Origin of the sequence: Planktothrix tepida PCC 9214 (assembly GCF_900009145.1) — a bacterium.
GTDB lineage: Bacteria > Cyanobacteriota > Cyanobacteriia > Cyanobacteriales > Microcoleaceae > Planktothrix > Planktothrix tepida.
The window spans coordinates 118,273-132,447 of record NZ_LN889796.1 but is presented as its reverse complement, the minus strand read 5'-3'; the positions used below and the strand labels follow the sequence as shown (position 1 = coordinate 132,447).

The window sequence follows — 14,175 nt, the reverse complement described above, 5'->3', positions numbered from 1 at the left end:
ATTATTATCTTCAACCTTTTTTGTTCATCATCCACCAGAAATTTCCTCCTTCCTTTGTCCCGATAAAGGTTTTGATTTTCAATGGTATTTTAGCATTATTCATGAATTTATCTAAAATGCTAAGGGTTTTTTCTGGGTTATCCAGATCTAAAGTTTTAATAAGCTGATCCTCTGAGGGTTTTTTTTGGTCAAATCCGACTTTCTGACCTAATGAAATATCGAAAGGCGTTTCAACATTTTCTATTTTCTCCCGAATAGGAACATCTAAAAATTTAGTAATAGCGTTAACCGTTCCATTAATTAAATTTATTAACTTCAGTAACTGGACACTAATCCAACTTAATCGCATTAACAAATTTAGCACAGCAACTAAATCAGAATTTTGTTTTTGGCTTAATTCTATTATTTTACCTGTTGCTGCCGTATTATTGATAAATTTCATTGTTAAAGGCTGATCGCCTTCTTTCATGATGTTGTTATCGGCGATGGAGACTTCTACCTCTCCACAAGTACGATGATCTAATGTTCTGAATAAAATATTTAGGATTGCATTGTAAGTCAATGCTTGCGTATCATCTTTTCCCCCTGGGATAAATAGATGATTAGGGATTTCTATTCCTTTTTCAAGGAAATCATCCCCACCCAACATTTCATAGATATCATTAATCATTTCTTTAGTTTCTTCGCAGCATTCATCCATAACAGGTGTCCTTGTAGGTGTATTAGATTTTTGCCTTGGTTTGATTGATGGTATCTCAACTATTTTTAAATTTGGTGTTCCGGGTAGCCATTTCACCCTATTCGGTATTCCGTCATAATTGTCTATTTTGAGAAACCATTGCATATTCTGATTATCATAAACCATAAATACTCTAGTATTCCATGAAGGGGTAATAAAATTAGGTTCCCTTGTATTTCCCCCATAATCACTCAGCCAATGAGTGATTCCTTCACCATACCAATATCGTTGATGCTCGTTGTTTTGCCCTTCAGGGACAAAGGTTTCTTGTCCTTGGTGGATCTGTGTTGTCCAGGGTGCAAAAGTATAACTTGTTCCCAAAGCTTCATAAAATGCTACTTTTGTCTCAGGCGATAATTTATTAAAAATAGGAATAATTTTATCGCCTACATCAGTATGCGCGCTATCACCTCCATCAATTGGTAAAAACCAATATGTACTATCTCCTGATAGCATTTTATAATAATCCGTCTCTCCCGAACCCTCATACATAATTGCATAAGTTTTACCAGGAAATACAGGAATTTCTATCGGATCAGATAACCCAGACAACCCAGAATCATTAGGCGGATCAGGTTGATTTTTATCATTTTTTTTAATATCTTCCTTAGTTTTTGGATCGGGTTCTGTAATGGGCTCGCTGTTTTTACAAGCCGGATCTACTCGTGTTTCTGTATTAACAACTTGTCCTAAAATTTTATAAAAAAGTGTAGTAGTACATCCTTCTTTTGTGCCTGTAATTGTCATTGTATTGAAGCCAAAACCTATCGCGCTATTATTAGCATCGCGGGGATCAATCGTGACAGAAACAACCCCTAAACCTAGAGAGATATCGCCTTTTGCAGAAACACCTAATCCTACGCTACCAAAGCCTAACCCCAAACTTATATCACCCTTAGCATTTACCCCTAAACGAGTTGCTCCTACTGCTTTAGATACTCCTGATAATCCTGATGAGGATTTGGCACTTGAACTAAGGGATGACGAAGATGATCTACTACTCCCGCCACTATTGCCAGACGGTGGGCGTTTAAAAGGTGCAATATTGTTTTTAGCTTGACTTGCCGTTTTAGGCTGTAAATTACTTGCGCTAAAACCTTTTCCTGATGCTAAATTTTTAGCTTGTGATGCTGTTCTTCCTGATCCTAGATTATTACTAGAACTAGGCGGGGGGGTTGCTGATAGTTTCGGCGATGTTATTACCATAGTTTTTAATTAATAATCGAATACATATTGATCGCAGTTCACGGTTCCTTTTGCGAGTGCTTCTCCTAAAACGTATAAAGGTAGTGTAAAGAATGCCCTTTTGTCGTAAGTTTTTAAATACCCTAGCGATCCGCCGCCTAGTGAAATAATTTCACCATGCTCCCATGTAAAACTATCTCCCGGATTCAGATATGGCGATAATGGTGTAGTAAAATAACTACTCCCAAATGAAAAAAATAATTTTTTATCAGTATTATTTGTTAGATAAATTAATGCTCTTTTGTCTGTTTCTTCTAATATCCTAACTGGAGTCGGAGTCAAAGGAATATTAATCGATTTTAATTGATCATGTACTATTTTTTTTTCTCTTTCTTTATATTGTGCTGTTCCACTGAATCCCCCGTTTATAATAATTTGATTCTCTACGGGTGAACCATAGGTAGGGTTAGGTGTAGTACCTAACTTGCAGATATCAGTAGAAATATAATAGGCTTCATTTAGATTGTTGAATATCAGATTTCCATTAGGCATTATATAGGGAATTAAATCTAAAAATCCAGCTAATCCACCATTGTATAAATATTCATTGATCGGGTGATTGCGATATGCTGTATCAAAATTTTCTGCAAATTCAGTCTGAAAAAATTGCGATCCTTTTGATAATCTTTCGTCTTCCCATTTTCGGTGTGGATTATAATATTTTGAATCAAAAGGGTACATCTCCCTAAGATAATCATTATTATAATTAATTAATTTCAGTAAATACTGGAATGCTTCTGATGATCTATCGCTGCCGTAAGGAAATCTATTACTCGCTGAAAACACAAATCCTTTAACTAATTTAATCTCTACAGCATATCCTGTTAATGGGTTATATTCTCTTTTGAAATTAACAGTTTTCGCTTGCTGAGTTATTATAGAATCCCGTTTATTACCAAGTGCCTCCAACTTTGAAGAAGGTATTTGTGGTAAGCCAGGAAAGTCATAATGTATTTGTAGATATTCGATTTTTAAACTTGCTACTAAAGTTTTTAGATCAATATGTTCTAATGGAATTGATTCTAACAATAATTGTCTGGGATCATAGATTTGTGCTGTTACCCATAATCTTCCTCCGTCTGCTGTATCATCTGAAATTGGTGATGGTAAGGATTCCCCTTGCATTCCCCCGTGAATACACAATGACTTAATTTCACCTAAAAACTCTAATTTATCCATTGTTTTTACTCTCTCTAGTACCAATAATTTTTATTTTTGTCTCATTACAAATAATGTAATTATCGGGAATATTATTGTTTACAATAGTACCCGCACCAATAACGACATTACTACCAATTGTTATTCCAGGTAAAATAATTACACCCGTGCCTATCCAAACATTATCACCAACAATTACAGGCTTAAGAATGTAATCATCAGAAAAAGGTAATCCATGATTATAATCGTGATTCGCCGAAAGGATTGTTACATTGCAAGCTATAACAGTATTCTTGCCAATTGTTACGCCCCCCCTGCTTCTGATTACCGTATTCTTGCCAATAAAAACATTATTACTAATTTGTGTCTTTTTAGGATAATCAATAGATATATTTTTAAGTTTATTATTAAATCTATTGATTATTGATTTAATTATGTTTTTTAACATTTTAAAATTCCCCTGTAAGAACAAACGCCCCGCCAATCGACGGGTCAGAATTGGGGAGATAATCTCGAATAATTACAGTATCTTTTTGATGTGTAACTTGACTTTTTCCTATAAACCGTCCTAAGTGTATCGAAAAATTAGGTGTAACAGTTATCTGATCATTTATTACAGGTATAAAATAGGCGCTTCGAGTAACATTACCGACAAAAGAGCTAGATAGATCATTTAGTTCTGCATTAATTACATCATTGGCAACATCAAATATTGCTTCAGCAACATTAACAGGATCAAATAATTGCATAGCCAGGCCATCAACACTAGAATCACTAACAATGTTAAAGGTGATGGGTTTTCCAGGATAAAAGCAATAAATATCGAACATTTTAAATCCTGTAGTGTTAGTGTCACTATTTTTTATTTTGTTAAGATTTATTAAATACTGTGTTGGATCACTATCAAAATCATTAACGTTTCTAGGGATGTAATTGTTTCCTGTTCCTAGCAGAAGACGTACTTGTGGATTAATCATCAGATCCTCTAGTAATGTGCTTGTGTAAATATAAAAATCTAAATCAGTATCCCATTTTATCGCAAAAAATAATTCACTAGGTTCAATCGCTTTAATAGCTAGCCCTAATTTCCCTAGAGAAGTATCTGTAAAGCGATCTTCAGAAATTAATTCACTTTGATCAATTAATGCGTAGGTATCATCAAGATTCTTCCAATAAAGCCTAATCCCACCCGATACAATATCTAAGGATAATTCTCTATTTATTGGCTCTGTGCTTGTCCCTACTAAATCAATAAAAGTGTCAAGCTCTAAAATTGTCAAACTGACACTTTTAGCAAATTGATAGATAGGGCTACCGCTTCCTGCTCCTCCTGTATCTATAGCATTCACTGTTTGCAATCCTGACCAACCAGCAGGAATTATTGGCATAATTAATAAATAAAGCAATATAACTATTATGACAGCAGCAGAACTAAAACCGGAAGACATTAGCAAAATCAGAGGGGAAACCCTGAGCACTTCTTTGACAGATAAGGAAAGAGCGCCGGATGAAAATTTTTTCGCTGGCATTAGCCAATTTTTTAAGGATGCCGTCAAAGCCATCGCTAATTCGGATAGCTGGTGGGCAAAGTTAGTCAAAACAGCAACTTTGGTCAGCAACATTGCAGGAGGAGCTTTTTCGGGGGCTTTGATAGGTTCGTTCGCAGGATTTCCTGGCATAGTTATCGGTGCGGCGGTAGGAGGAGGTTTTGCTGCGGCTGGCACTGTTTTCGCGGGGTATGTTCTTCAAAATGGCAACCCTATTGCCCCTATTTACAATGCTTTAAATGCAACAAAAAATCTTGCTTTAGCTGGAAGTGCTCTTGCAGCTTCATTCGCAATTCAGCAAGTTACGGGGGTTACAATTCCTCAAATGGTGTCGGGTCTATTAAATTTTGGAGATATTATCTATGACTTCAATTTTGATATCCCAGATAGTGAAATTTGGAAGCAGATCACGGCAATAATTGATTCGCTTTATGGTCAAGCAGGTCAGTTTTTGGGCTCTAGTTTTATGCGGTTTGTATTGACGGGTATTATGTCGCCGCCGAAAGTAACAATCGACATTAATGGCTTGGCGCTGGCTTATTCTGAATATGCCGATGATAAGCGCAAGGAACTTTTACAAGGAATAACCAATTTTTCTTGGGTAGGGCTAAATGCAGCGAAACGGATTGGATTTTTATTTTCATTTTTGAAGGGTAGAAGTGCGGTTAAATTAGCTGTGGCATCTATGCCCGGTTTAAAAGAAATCAATCCTGATTTTGTACGCTTAATTGAAGGATGGGGGGACGAGGAGAACCCAAATACTAAAGAGAACGAGATTAAAGACTGGAAGATTAGTACCTGGGTTGAATCTAAAGTTGACAGTATTGCCGATCCTCGAATTAAATCCTTTGTGGAGGGAATGTTGGACGGGATGAAAGACGTAATAGAGGACGATGTTGAGGAGTATTTCGAGTTCCGTTACGCCTAATTGAAAACGAAAACCCCTAGGCTCCTAGAGGTTAGAATCTTAGAAATGCTTTTTATATTATATCAAATAAGGTTTGGCGGCGGTAACATTAGTCGTACCATTGGTTACGGTAATCGGATAATCGGTTAGGGTTGCGTTAACGAGTAGCTGTTGTGCCATATTCATCTCGGTTACATTCGCAAAATCAAAATCAATGCACATCAAACTACCGGGGTTTTGGGCAATAATTAATTCTTGTTTTTGCTGAAACATTAAAACATGAATTAAAGCGTCAACTAAGCTTGTCCGATTAAAAGGATAAATCCCAGTCCCGTCCGTAAAATCATAATTAAAATAATTTTTAATTAAGAAAGTCCCATTATCAATTGTCGCTTGTAAATCCTTAAGAGTGACGGTTGTTACTTCTTTGGTTAAATCTTCTTTAATGTCAATAATTGTGTCATTCGTTAAGTTTAGCGCCGGGTTTTTCTGAATTTCTAAAGTTTTACGCGCTAAACTTAATGTTAAAGATTCTAGGCTTGTGTCAGCAAATTGAGGATATTGAGATGGGGTAATAAGCATATTTCTAAAGAAATGGTGGTGAAAAGCTGCCGTTTGAAACTATTTTTAATATACTTGCTGTTAATGTTTTTCTGGGTGGACGGGGATGGGATGGTTTTTTGCTTTATTGGATAGTAGGGGCAACGATTACCCCTACTATTTTAGAGGATGATGGGGTCAATTGAATTAACCGTAAAGTTTTGCTTAAACTGTAATGTTTGTTTTACGGTTCGTTCGATTCCGTCTCCGACAACAGTAGTATTAATTGTGGTCATTGGTAGTACAGTTGTCATGTCTGGTAATGTTCCGGTATTGTAAGCCGTTTGACATTCTTCGTAAGCCTTAACAAAATACAGCAATTCATCTGTAGGCTGCATTGCATCTACATTTGTACCAATTGCCTCTAGTCCAGATTTAATAATACTGGCATCAGGTAGGGCTAAAATAATATCTTGCGGGTCTAAATCCATCGTTTTTCCTTTTTTTAATTCAAGAATAATTCAATTGTAACGCTCCATTTTAAATCCCATGTAGGATTGTTTTCGATCCAATGATGATTTGCATAAAATTTGCGAACAAATCCGGCTTTTCGGATAAACCAAGGGTTATCAACAATCGAAGTTAAGATGGGGAGTTCAATGAGTTGTGGTTCTTGCGTTGGGTAAATTTTGCGAGTGTCACCAATTAAATTGAAATTGCCTCCATCATCATGATAGTGATGCCTAAAGATGCCAAAGGACCGATACCCAATATCAGGATTTTTCCATCTATCCCAATCCGTTGAAAATTTAAACCTAAATAATTTGTGATCTTGGGTGGGTTCGTCAAAAATTGCCCAAGTTGTACTCGGTTCGTGATTTGTGGCTACTTCTAGCCAAGTTCCGTAGGCATCGGTAAATGGCATTAATTAATTAAACGTAGAATTTGTCGCGTTTGAAATTAGCACTTAAAACAGTTTTACTATGCAAGGTTTTCCCTCCAGCATTAAAATAAGCCATTGCTGCACTAGCATCTGTTACTGCTACTAAAAGGCTGGCCGTAGTCGGTGGGTTTTCTCCATTAGCTAGTCGAACCTGAAGACGTGTACACAGTCCACATCGGACTAATTCAGATTGGTCAACCAAAGGACGTGGCAATAGACTCGCAGGAGCTAAAGTGAATCCGCAGGCTGCCGCAACTTCCGTCGTATAGTCGGCAATACTGGCTTTAAAATAAAATTTTTCGGTCCCTGATTCTGCGTACATGATTTGACTTTTTTTCGCCATTTTGTCTCCTATTATTAATTCAAAGTGTGAAATTAAAAAAATTACCGATATTTAACTCTGGGAACCCCCTTAACGCTAATAATTTTCCCGCCGTCATAATCCATATCAGTTAAAGAACTGACTGCATTTTGAACTTTTTCTAAGTCACAAACCAGGTTAACTGCTCCCCTTTTTTTCCCACCACTTTTTCGATAATTCATTCGTAGCTTGATAAGTAATCCGGCACTAATAGCTTGATTTACTGTTACTGGCATTCCTGTAGCTGCACTTCCAGATGCAACTTTTGTTAATCCTAAAATGGCTGCGATTGCGTCGCTGTAACGATTGGATAATCGGACAACATAGTCCGTTGCGCTTCCCGTTCCCCCTGCTTTAAAAGTAAATAGTGAAGTATTTGCTAGTGTTGGCATTTTCGCGCCTCTTCTGGGGTTGTTTACTCTTTTACCCTAGCATCTAAAAAATATACCTATCAACTTTATGTAAACTTGTACCAGTTTACTTAGTTTACAAAACGGTTTTTTCAAGATTCTAATCTGATTCATTGTACAAATACCCTATATCGTCACATAATCTAATTGGGGCGTCTAGCCGACTCAGAAAAAGTTTAGCCTCATGAAATTGAACATATCCTACTGGACGAGTTCGGCTAGGCTTTATGTTTTTTCCTAATACCGTAATATCTGGTTGAGTTATTGGATAAGCGTTAATTGAGTCAATAGTTATTCTATGAAATATTTTTGTTAAATCAATTATTAAATTTTGCGCTTCATACATTTTTGTAAAAAGTTGTATTCCGTCATTTTGAGAATAAACATAAATATATCCATCATACCCCCTATTCTTGTCTTTCACACTTACTGTTTCTTTCCCCCTATGAATTTTATAAGGGGTTGGAAGAACAAAAAGGTCTCTAATTTTTATTGCAAGATTTCTTACATCTTGCTTAGTTATTTTTGGCAATGGAGAATTAGGATTGTCGGTTTTGTCAACAATCCTAAAACTCATTCTTGATTCTAAAGCAAGATAACCTGGCTCAACATCAGAAGATAATTCTTTAAAATATAAAACTACTTTAGGAAGCCCGACAAAACTAATGGTTTCTGCTCTGTAGCCCGATTCGCTACTAGAGCCAACACTAACAACTCTCATTAAATCTATTAATTGCTGTCTGATTTCCGTTAACGTTCCACTAACAAATCTCCATTTATCATCTAAACTTCTATTTTTCCAAAACTTAATAACTGAATAGCCTAATTTATTAAAATCTTCTAATTGTTTATCGGTTGCTGTTGGTGATGGCTCAATCCATGTAAATTTGGGGCGCTCTGCATAAGGAACCCCCCAATATTTTAAAGCTGCTAAATCTGTATCGTCTGTAATAATAATTCCTTCTCTGTACTCTCCAGTTATCGGATTTTTCTTAAATTCTAGGGAAAAATCCTCAAACCACTGATCAAAATCAATGGTGTAACCCAATCGTTGCCCCAAGATATCGTGACTTGCCTTTATCAGTGAAGCTTGGAGCATAATTGTGGCTTCACTGCCACTAATTAGGTAGGTTTTGCCTTTGTCGAGTTTTTGCGACGGGGAGGTCTCAAAAACCCGATAATTAGGCGATTCCGCGAAAGCCCATTTTCTTCCTTTGGGATCGCGGGTTTTGGTGACTTTTTTGGCTTGCTTAATACTGTTTGCCAAGAATAGCTGCCAATCTAAATCCGTCATTATTGCTAAAATTAGAATAGTAATGTGCCAATTTTAACATTTAAATTCAAAACCCCAAACTATGATGAAAATTTCTGATTTTAACTTAATCTTTCTTTTAGCCTCAAATATTATGGTAATTCTGGTTGCAGTCTGGAAGGCTTCACAGTGGGAAGAAAGATTACAATCCCAGATTACGCAAAACCATAAAGATATTAATGGGGGGCTCGAATCTGTCCGGCAAGAAATACGTCAACGCGATAAATTTTGGGCTATCAAAGTAAATACCCTGATTAAATATCTCGAAAAAACTACTGACTACCAGCCCCCTACTATGGATGATTTCGACGGCGATAAAAGATAACTTTAAGCTTTAACTAAATTTTTTTAGTTAAAGCTTATTAGCGATCGCTTAATTGACCCAACTTGATGAGTATCTATTAATTCAATTGTATATGAAGAATTTAAAAGGTTAGGTGGCGCTATCTCAGTTCCAGACCCTAAAAAACTGATTAAAAAAATTCCACTGTATTACGATGTCAAACTCTCATTCATTGACAAGGACTTTCAGGAGGCGTTGAGTAATTCGCTAAATGTGGATTAAAAAAGAGCGATTCCGAATAATTCGGAATCGTTAAGGATTGACAGTTATTTGATTTTGTACAATATCGTTCACCGCCGTAACTACTGGAATTCCTCTAACCGTGCTTTGACGTTTAACTGGATTTCCTCTAACTTGGCTAATTCAACTCCTAGGTTGATTTCCTGTTGTTTCTGGTTAATCACCTCAATCGTGGTGATTTCATCAGCAACTTGATTATCGGTAGCAGAACGGGCTAACTGGAGATAAATTTCAACATCTTTATTCCGTTGGTTTCTGCGATATCCCCAAACTCCCAACGCTGCACTTGAAACCGAGAAAACTGGGATTAGAGCATCTTTATAGGGGGAAATTTTAACCCATTTGCTTATACCTATTCCTGTACAAACAATTCCCCCAATGATGATCCAGAAGATCATCGGATCAGATTTTAAATTAAGAGCCATGCCACCAATCCCCCCACTATTGATGTCGCACTGGTAAAGATTATTTTTGTCTGTTCATCATCAGTGGTTTTTTCTTTATTCTCAGCCCCTACCAGAAAGATGATAGATATTGGAACACTCACCCCAATAATTAACAGGGTAAATATCCAGTTGTTAACCGCAAAGTGAATGGCAAGGGCCAGATTAAACGCAATTAAACCTAAGCAAAATAGATCAGAAATTCGTGCCTGTTTCATTACATTCCCCCCCGTAAATTAGCGAGTGCTTCCCGCCGTTTAGAGAATTGCTCAGAAATTTGTGCAATTTTTCTTTGACCCTTTTCTTGAGATAGTCCGAGCCGTTCGTTCTGCTCATGAATTTGAGGTGCAATCTTTTCAGCTAAATGCTCCTGAGTTTTGATCGCCTGATCACGAGCGCCGACTATCTGAGTAATCCGGTTGCGAGTATGAACCTGTTCGCTGTTGTGAATCCGTCGAACCGACCCAACGCTACTGGTATCTGCCTGAAACTTCCGGCCGTACAGCCCAACCTGTTGTTCCATTTCCTTGGCGGTTTCTTCTGCCGCTTCCACTTCTTCCGGTGTAATCCGTTGAAAGTTATCAAAGTTTCCTTGATAGTAAGAACTCCAGTTGTACTCCTGACCTGAGATGGATTGAGTAGAGCCAGGAGTAAAGTCAAAACCCTCAGTTGAAGATTTAGATTTTGAACCGCCACCCATAAAACGTCCGAGTAAGCCCATTTTTATACTCCTAATTTGCTAAGAATTTCTTTGAGTTCGGCTTGACCTTCAGCAATCCCTTGAACCGCAGGAATTGTCACGGCTTGTCTGAAAAAGTCAAGGGTTTTCTGTTTGGTAACGTTAGCTTGTTGAGTAGCCCAAACTTCTAACTCTTGAGTCAAATTAAAGGGCATTAAGTGAAATTCCCCAGCTTGAGGAGTGTAAGAAGAAACGGGAATTAAGGGTAGTTGATCCGCAGTTGTTAACGCTGTGGATTCATTAGGAGCAAACTTTTCTTGTCGGCTTTTTTGCCAAGTTTCGTAATTTATCCCCTTACCACTTTTCCCAACTTCAGAAAGATAATTTTCTAGGATATCAAGCCCATATTCGGTGAGTGATTTTCCATCGGGTGAAATACGGTCTGTTTCCCAATAATGAGTTTCTAAAATTCGTGCGATCGGCCCATCTTTTGTTCGGGTGAGATGAGCTACACTCATCCCCACAATGTCGCTTAAATCTTGGGGTGAGTAAACGGTTTCGTTCATTCCGTAAGGCTCCGTAAAGGTTCAGTAAAGGTTTAGTAAACGTCGCGTACTAAAAAATTGGGTTCCGTACTGAATATAAAACCCTCCGTACTGGAGGGTCTACAAAGTTGTTTAAATTGCACAAGATTTTAAAATTACATTTCCAGAAAATCGTCTTCTATTACGTTGCCTTCTTCATCTCTGTTTACTATTAATTCTGCATAAGCATTTTCTACATTTACCGTATGTAACGTTTCAGGTTTTTCTGTCAGGAGTTTAATCATGACTCTGATTAGGTTTTGACGATATTCTTGAGGATTCCAGAAATTATCCATTATTTGTCTCCTGAATTTAAGACTGCTATCACCCAACTGGGAAACTTACGATAAAACCAACACCGGACTATTTCAACCGTTACATCGGGTGTCGCTCCATTTGATTTAAGCCAGTGGTTTACTTCCTTCTTGATCAGTCGTGCCGCTAACATTTTGTAACCAAATTCCCCAGGATAAAGAATGGGGACATTATGACGACGCATTAAGTTTTCTATTAAAGTTTCCAGTTGTTGTGTCAACATAGAAATACCTCATGACAGTGGGGTAAGAAATAAGCGGCTAGTTTTTACGAGTGGGACTAGCCGCTTTTCAATTAAGAAAATAACTGTAGTTGCCCGACAGCTTCCCGCCGCCGTAATTTATTACCAGAACGAGAACGGGCATGATGGCGGGCATCATATTTAAGATGGCAAACGCTGCACAATGCCCGGAGATTTTCAGGGCGGCAATCCATCGGATTGTGGTTGAGATGACTGACGGTGAGGGTGAAACGATTGAATTTGGAAACCTCCACAACTCCAAATTCCTTTGTATCGATTTCCACATAAACCTCCCAATTATTCTCAACCCGTTTCTCTAACTCATCCCATGTTTCACCGGGGTGACGGCAAGGGCGATCGCAATTCTGGCAAGTCCAATCGGCGGCTTCTTTAACCTGGAGTGCGATCGCTCTCCAATTTTTCGGGTATCGGTTTAAATCCATTGGCATGATTTAGCTCCTCAGATTTGAAAATGATCCATGATCCACCCCCCACTCAAAAAACTTGGAAAATGCACAACGCGAAAATAAAGTGCTTTTTGCTAAAACACCTCTAACAGAGAAGGGGTAAGGGTTAGAGGTGTATTAATCATTCTTAGGGGAACCAGAGTAAAAATGAAAATGTGTAAAATCCAAATTTTTTCATTTTTAGGTGGATCAGTGGATCATGAACGCTGAATCAACTACTGTGTAAGGGAAAAGTTATGATCCACCCCCCCCTGGGGACTACCCCTTAACGAGAGGGGGGTGGATCATTTTTTAGAACTCGTCGTAAAAACTGGGGTTGGCTACCTTCTCTCCAGCCAAGATACTTTCCTGAACCCAGGCAATAGCTCTCCGTTGGGCGTGGGTTAGGCTGGTTTTCCCGGTTACTTGACTAATACTGTGAACGGCTTTAATCTTGATTTCTGACTCAGCTACCGTTTCTGTAAGCTTTTTAATCTGTGCTTCCCGATCCTTAAGTTGTTGAGATAGCTCAAGAATTCTGTCTCTTTTCTGGTCAATTTCTTTGGAGATGTAATCGTAGTTGCTCTTTAACAACTTGTACTTAATTTCCCATACATTCTCCGATTCATCATGTTGCTGTTCTAATGTCATTTGGTCAGTGTTCATATTTACCTCGTTAGTTTGAGTCGGCACAAATTGATTTGTATTTTTCTCTCCAGGCCCGGACTTCATCAATTGACTTTTTAACCTCAATCAGAAAGTCTTCTTTAGTCGAATTTGTATCAGTACCCCATTTAAGAGATGCGTTTACTAAAACCTCCATCAAAACAGGACGAACATCTTTGGGGTCAATACTATCAACCATTAATTCTGCAAGGGTAGAAAGTGCGAGGGCTGTAATGCCTAGGTAGTCTTCATCGTTCATGTTGCCTTTAGTTTCCTGTTGTTGGTTCTGAATATTGGGTATCCAATAACGCATCGTTTATCTCTTGTAACCGTTGGTTATTAGCTTGGAACTGGCTGATAATTTCATTGGTTTTCTCTTCGGAACTAGAATTATCCAGAAACAAATCAGTAACGGTTAAAGCGTCTTTAATAAGCTTTTTGGTTCCTTCAATGTTTCTCGCCATGTAACTAAGCCCAAGAGGTGTGTCAACTGCAAATTTAAAAAGTTCTAAGGCGACTCTTTGTCGGTCTGTCAGCATCTAAACCCCCTTACAAATAATCAACAACATCGGTTAACAATTCCATAACTTCTTCCAATTTGTACTTATTCGGAATATCTAACTGTTCCTCTTCCAGATATTGGGTTAGAGCGTCAATATAATCACTGGTTTCCTCTTTGAAATCTTTAGGGTTAACTCCCTCTGAATCAGTGTTACACTCAATAGGATTATTCATTTTCGTTTTCACGATAAATTTCTTGGCGTTGATTTGTGATAGCCCATCGAATATCAAGAAGTTTGTTTTTTAACCGTTCACAACTTCCGATCATGTTGTCTATCAGATAGATTAATTCTGGAATGGAAAACTTTACTTCTCCTGTTTCTATTGTTTTAATGAAATGTCTAATTCCTGCAAGTAAACCTGTCAAATCTTGAATTTCTTTCTGTTCCATCTCCTTCAAAACATCTTTCAAAGTAATTAGAAGTGCCATTGCTTGTGGCTTTAAAACTGAGTTCATTTCTCTCCTCCTCAATAATTTGAACTATCGCAACATCT

The 14,175-nt window shown here is 37.7% G+C and carries 24 protein-coding genes; 2 read left to right on the top strand and 22 right to left on the bottom strand.

The genetic code is table 11. The features are described 5' to 3' along the window. Positions 1 to 10: 10 nt before the first annotated feature. Genes PL9214_RS11240 through PL9214_RS11225 form a run of 4 tightly spaced genes read right to left on the bottom strand, consistent with a single transcriptional unit; the run spans position 11 to position 4,530 of the window. Complete coding sequence (locus PL9214_RS11240) at positions 11 to 1,945, bottom strand: hypothetical protein (RefSeq protein ID WP_072718907.1); 1,935 nt, start codon at positions 1,943 to 1,945, stop codon at positions 11 to 13. Between the two features lie 9 nt (positions 1,946 to 1,954). Next, complete coding sequence (locus PL9214_RS11235) at positions 1,955 to 3,163, bottom strand: hypothetical protein (protein ID WP_072718906.1); 1,209 nt, start codon at positions 3,161 to 3,163, stop codon at positions 1,955 to 1,957. Then, the gene (locus PL9214_RS11230; protein WP_072718905.1) at positions 3,156 to 3,590 is read right to left on the bottom strand and encodes an acyltransferase; all 435 of its coding nucleotides are present in this window, start codon (positions 3,588 to 3,590) and stop codon (positions 3,156 to 3,158) included. The genes PL9214_RS11235 and PL9214_RS11230 overlap by 8 nt, the downstream gene beginning before the upstream one ends. Position 3,591: 1 nt before the next feature. Continuing rightward, complete coding sequence (locus PL9214_RS11225; protein WP_072718904.1) at positions 3,592 to 4,530, bottom strand: hypothetical protein; 939 nt, start codon at positions 4,528 to 4,530, stop codon at positions 3,592 to 3,594. Positions 4,531 to 4,558: 28 nt separating this feature from the next. On the opposite strand from PL9214_RS11225, the gene PL9214_RS11220 reads away from it, so the two are divergent. Then, positions 4,559 to 5,617, top strand: a complete 1,059-nt coding sequence (locus tag PL9214_RS11220; protein ID WP_072718903.1) for a hypothetical protein — start codon at positions 4,559 to 4,561, stop codon at positions 5,615 to 5,617. Between the two features lie 57 nt (positions 5,618 to 5,674). Here PL9214_RS11220 and PL9214_RS11215 read toward each other — a convergent pair whose 3' ends face one another. The 6 genes from PL9214_RS11215 to PL9214_RS11190 all read right to left on the bottom strand — a co-directional run bounded on the left by PL9214_RS11215 (position 5,675) and on the right by PL9214_RS11190 (position 9,144). After that, the gene (locus PL9214_RS11215; protein WP_072718902.1) at positions 5,675 to 6,178 is read right to left on the bottom strand and encodes a hypothetical protein; all 504 of its coding nucleotides are present in this window, start codon (positions 6,176 to 6,178) and stop codon (positions 5,675 to 5,677) included. Between the two features lie 140 nt (positions 6,179 to 6,318). After that, positions 6,319 to 6,627 (bottom strand): hypothetical protein, encoded by a 309-nt coding sequence (locus PL9214_RS11210; protein ID WP_072718901.1) that lies wholly within the window; start codon positions 6,625 to 6,627, stop codon positions 6,319 to 6,321. 14 nt (positions 6,628 to 6,641) lie between these two features. Further along, positions 6,642 to 7,061 carry a hypothetical protein gene (locus PL9214_RS11205; RefSeq protein WP_072718900.1) on the bottom strand — a complete coding sequence of 140 codons (420 nt, stop codon included), beginning with the start codon at positions 7,059 to 7,061 and terminating at the stop codon, positions 6,642 to 6,644. Positions 7,062 to 7,068: 7 nt separating this feature from the next. Continuing rightward, positions 7,069 to 7,422, bottom strand: a complete 354-nt coding sequence (locus PL9214_RS11200) for a hypothetical protein (protein WP_072718899.1) — start codon at positions 7,420 to 7,422, stop codon at positions 7,069 to 7,071. Positions 7,423 to 7,463: 41 nt separating this feature from the next. Then, positions 7,464 to 7,832: a hypothetical protein gene (locus PL9214_RS11195; RefSeq protein ID WP_072718898.1), complete on the bottom strand. Its 369-nt coding sequence runs from the start codon at positions 7,830 to 7,832 to the stop codon at positions 7,464 to 7,466. A gap of 118 nt (positions 7,833 to 7,950) precedes the next feature. Further along, positions 7,951 to 9,144, bottom strand: coding sequence for a hypothetical protein (locus PL9214_RS11190; RefSeq protein WP_072718897.1), 1,194 nt, complete (start codon positions 9,142 to 9,144; stop codon positions 7,951 to 7,953). 61 nt (positions 9,145 to 9,205) lie between these two features. Between PL9214_RS11190 and PL9214_RS11185 the strand changes: the two genes are divergently transcribed. Beyond that, positions 9,206 to 9,487, top strand: coding sequence for a hypothetical protein (locus PL9214_RS11185; protein WP_072718896.1), 282 nt, complete (start codon positions 9,206 to 9,208; stop codon positions 9,485 to 9,487). Between the two features lie 320 nt (positions 9,488 to 9,807). Here PL9214_RS11185 and PL9214_RS11180 read toward each other — a convergent pair whose 3' ends face one another. From PL9214_RS11180 to PL9214_RS11125, 12 genes are all read right to left on the bottom strand, one after another. After that, entirely contained in the window at positions 9,808 to 10,170 is a 363-nt protein-coding gene (locus PL9214_RS11180; protein ID WP_072718895.1) for a hypothetical protein, read from the bottom strand. Then, positions 10,155 to 10,406 (bottom strand): hypothetical protein, encoded by a 252-nt coding sequence (locus PL9214_RS11175; RefSeq protein ID WP_072718894.1) that lies wholly within the window; start codon positions 10,404 to 10,406, stop codon positions 10,155 to 10,157. The genes PL9214_RS11180 and PL9214_RS11175 overlap by 16 nt, the downstream gene beginning before the upstream one ends. Continuing rightward, entirely contained in the window at positions 10,406 to 10,909 is a 504-nt protein-coding gene (locus PL9214_RS11170; protein ID WP_072718893.1) for a hypothetical protein, read from the bottom strand. The genes PL9214_RS11175 and PL9214_RS11170 overlap by 1 nt, the downstream gene beginning before the upstream one ends. A 2-nt stretch (positions 10,910 to 10,911) precedes the next feature. Beyond that, a complete protein-coding gene (locus PL9214_RS11165) occupies positions 10,912 to 11,433 on the bottom strand; it encodes a hypothetical protein (RefSeq protein WP_072718892.1) in 522 nt (173 codons plus the stop codon). Positions 11,434 to 11,567: 134 nt separating this feature from the next. Then, the gene (locus PL9214_RS11160) at positions 11,568 to 11,747 is read right to left on the bottom strand and encodes a hypothetical protein (protein WP_072718891.1); all 180 of its coding nucleotides are present in this window, start codon (positions 11,745 to 11,747) and stop codon (positions 11,568 to 11,570) included. After that, positions 11,747 to 11,989 (bottom strand): hypothetical protein, encoded by a 243-nt coding sequence (locus PL9214_RS11155; protein WP_072718890.1) that lies wholly within the window; start codon positions 11,987 to 11,989, stop codon positions 11,747 to 11,749. The genes PL9214_RS11160 and PL9214_RS11155 overlap by 1 nt, the downstream gene beginning before the upstream one ends. A gap of 71 nt (positions 11,990 to 12,060) precedes the next feature. Next, positions 12,061 to 12,456 (bottom strand): hypothetical protein, encoded by a 396-nt coding sequence (locus tag PL9214_RS11150; RefSeq protein WP_072718889.1) that lies wholly within the window; start codon positions 12,454 to 12,456, stop codon positions 12,061 to 12,063. A 309-nt stretch (positions 12,457 to 12,765) separates the two neighbouring features. Beyond that, positions 12,766 to 13,119, bottom strand: a complete 354-nt coding sequence (locus tag PL9214_RS11145) for a hypothetical protein (protein ID WP_139295036.1) — start codon at positions 13,117 to 13,119, stop codon at positions 12,766 to 12,768. Positions 13,120 to 13,129: 10 nt separating this feature from the next. After that, the gene (locus PL9214_RS11140) at positions 13,130 to 13,378 is read right to left on the bottom strand and encodes a hypothetical protein (RefSeq protein ID WP_072718887.1); all 249 of its coding nucleotides are present in this window, start codon (positions 13,376 to 13,378) and stop codon (positions 13,130 to 13,132) included. A 7-nt stretch (positions 13,379 to 13,385) separates the two neighbouring features. Further along, positions 13,386 to 13,583, bottom strand: a complete 198-nt coding sequence (locus PL9214_RS11135; protein WP_139295035.1) for a hypothetical protein — start codon at positions 13,581 to 13,583, stop codon at positions 13,386 to 13,388. 85 nt (positions 13,584 to 13,668) lie between these two features. Then, a complete protein-coding gene (locus PL9214_RS11130; RefSeq protein ID WP_072718885.1) occupies positions 13,669 to 13,854 on the bottom strand; it encodes a hypothetical protein in 186 nt (61 codons plus the stop codon). Further along, the gene (locus tag PL9214_RS11125) at positions 13,847 to 14,137 is read right to left on the bottom strand and encodes a hypothetical protein (protein WP_072718884.1); all 291 of its coding nucleotides are present in this window, start codon (positions 14,135 to 14,137) and stop codon (positions 13,847 to 13,849) included. The genes PL9214_RS11130 and PL9214_RS11125 overlap by 8 nt, the downstream gene beginning before the upstream one ends. Positions 14,138 to 14,175: the final 38 nt, after the last annotated feature.

Coding starts and splice junctions, on each gene's coding strand:
- PL9214_RS11235 (WP_072718906.1), bottom strand. CDS start 3,163: ATGGATAAATTAGAGTTTTTAGGTGAAATTAAGTCATTGTGTATTCAC.
- PL9214_RS11170 (WP_072718893.1), bottom strand. CDS start 10,909: ATGGGCTTACTCGGACGTTTTATGGGTGGCGGTTCAAAATCTAAATCT.
- PL9214_RS11140 (WP_072718887.1), bottom strand. CDS start 13,378: ATGAACGATGAAGACTACCTAGGCATTACAGCCCTCGCACTTTCTACC.
- PL9214_RS11130 (WP_072718885.1), bottom strand. CDS start 13,854: ATGAATAATCCTATTGAGTGTAACACTGATTCAGAGGGAGTTAACCCT.
- PL9214_RS11185 (WP_072718896.1), top strand. CDS start 9,206: ATGATGAAAATTTCTGATTTTAACTTAATCTTTCTTTTAGCCTCAAAT.
- PL9214_RS11200 (WP_072718899.1), bottom strand. CDS start 7,422: ATGGCGAAAAAAAGTCAAATCATGTACGCAGAATCAGGGACCGAAAAA.
- PL9214_RS11220 (WP_072718903.1), top strand. CDS start 4,559: ATGACAGCAGCAGAACTAAAACCGGAAGACATTAGCAAAATCAGAGGG.
- PL9214_RS11230 (WP_072718905.1), bottom strand. CDS start 3,590: ATGTTAAAAAACATAATTAAATCAATAATCAATAGATTTAATAATAAA.
- PL9214_RS11240 (WP_072718907.1), bottom strand. CDS start 1,945: ATGGTAATAACATCGCCGAAACTATCAGCAACCCCCCCGCCTAGTTCT.
- PL9214_RS11135 (WP_139295035.1), bottom strand. CDS start 13,583: ATGGCGAGAAACATTGAAGGAACCAAAAAGCTTATTAAAGACGCTTTA.
- PL9214_RS11215 (WP_072718902.1), bottom strand. CDS start 6,178: ATGCTTATTACCCCATCTCAATATCCTCAATTTGCTGACACAAGCCTA.
- PL9214_RS11125 (WP_072718884.1), bottom strand. CDS start 14,137: ATGAACTCAGTTTTAAAGCCACAAGCAATGGCACTTCTAATTACTTTG.
- PL9214_RS11145 (WP_139295036.1), bottom strand. CDS start 13,119: ATGAACACTGACCAAATGACATTAGAACAGCAACATGATGAATCGGAG.
- PL9214_RS11205 (WP_072718900.1), bottom strand. CDS start 7,061: ATGCCATTTACCGATGCCTACGGAACTTGGCTAGAAGTAGCCACAAAT.
- PL9214_RS11190 (WP_072718897.1), bottom strand. CDS start 9,144: ATGACGGATTTAGATTGGCAGCTATTCTTGGCAAACAGTATTAAGCAA.
- PL9214_RS11195 (WP_072718898.1), bottom strand. CDS start 7,832: ATGCCAACACTAGCAAATACTTCACTATTTACTTTTAAAGCAGGGGGA.
- PL9214_RS11155 (WP_072718890.1), bottom strand. CDS start 11,989: ATGTTGACACAACAACTGGAAACTTTAATAGAAAACTTAATGCGTCGT.
- PL9214_RS11160 (WP_072718891.1), bottom strand. CDS start 11,747: ATGGATAATTTCTGGAATCCTCAAGAATATCGTCAAAACCTAATCAGA.
- PL9214_RS11175 (WP_072718894.1), bottom strand. CDS start 10,406: ATGAAACAGGCACGAATTTCTGATCTATTTTGCTTAGGTTTAATTGCG.
- PL9214_RS11210 (WP_072718901.1), bottom strand. CDS start 6,627: ATGGATTTAGACCCGCAAGATATTATTTTAGCCCTACCTGATGCCAGT.
- PL9214_RS11180 (WP_072718895.1), bottom strand. CDS start 10,170: ATGGCTCTTAATTTAAAATCTGATCCGATGATCTTCTGGATCATCATT.
- PL9214_RS11225 (WP_072718904.1), bottom strand. CDS start 4,530: ATGCCAATAATTCCTGCTGGTTGGTCAGGATTGCAAACAGTGAATGCT.
- PL9214_RS11150 (WP_072718889.1), bottom strand. CDS start 12,456: ATGCCAATGGATTTAAACCGATACCCGAAAAATTGGAGAGCGATCGCA.
- PL9214_RS11165 (WP_072718892.1), bottom strand. CDS start 11,433: ATGAACGAAACCGTTTACTCACCCCAAGATTTAAGCGACATTGTGGGG.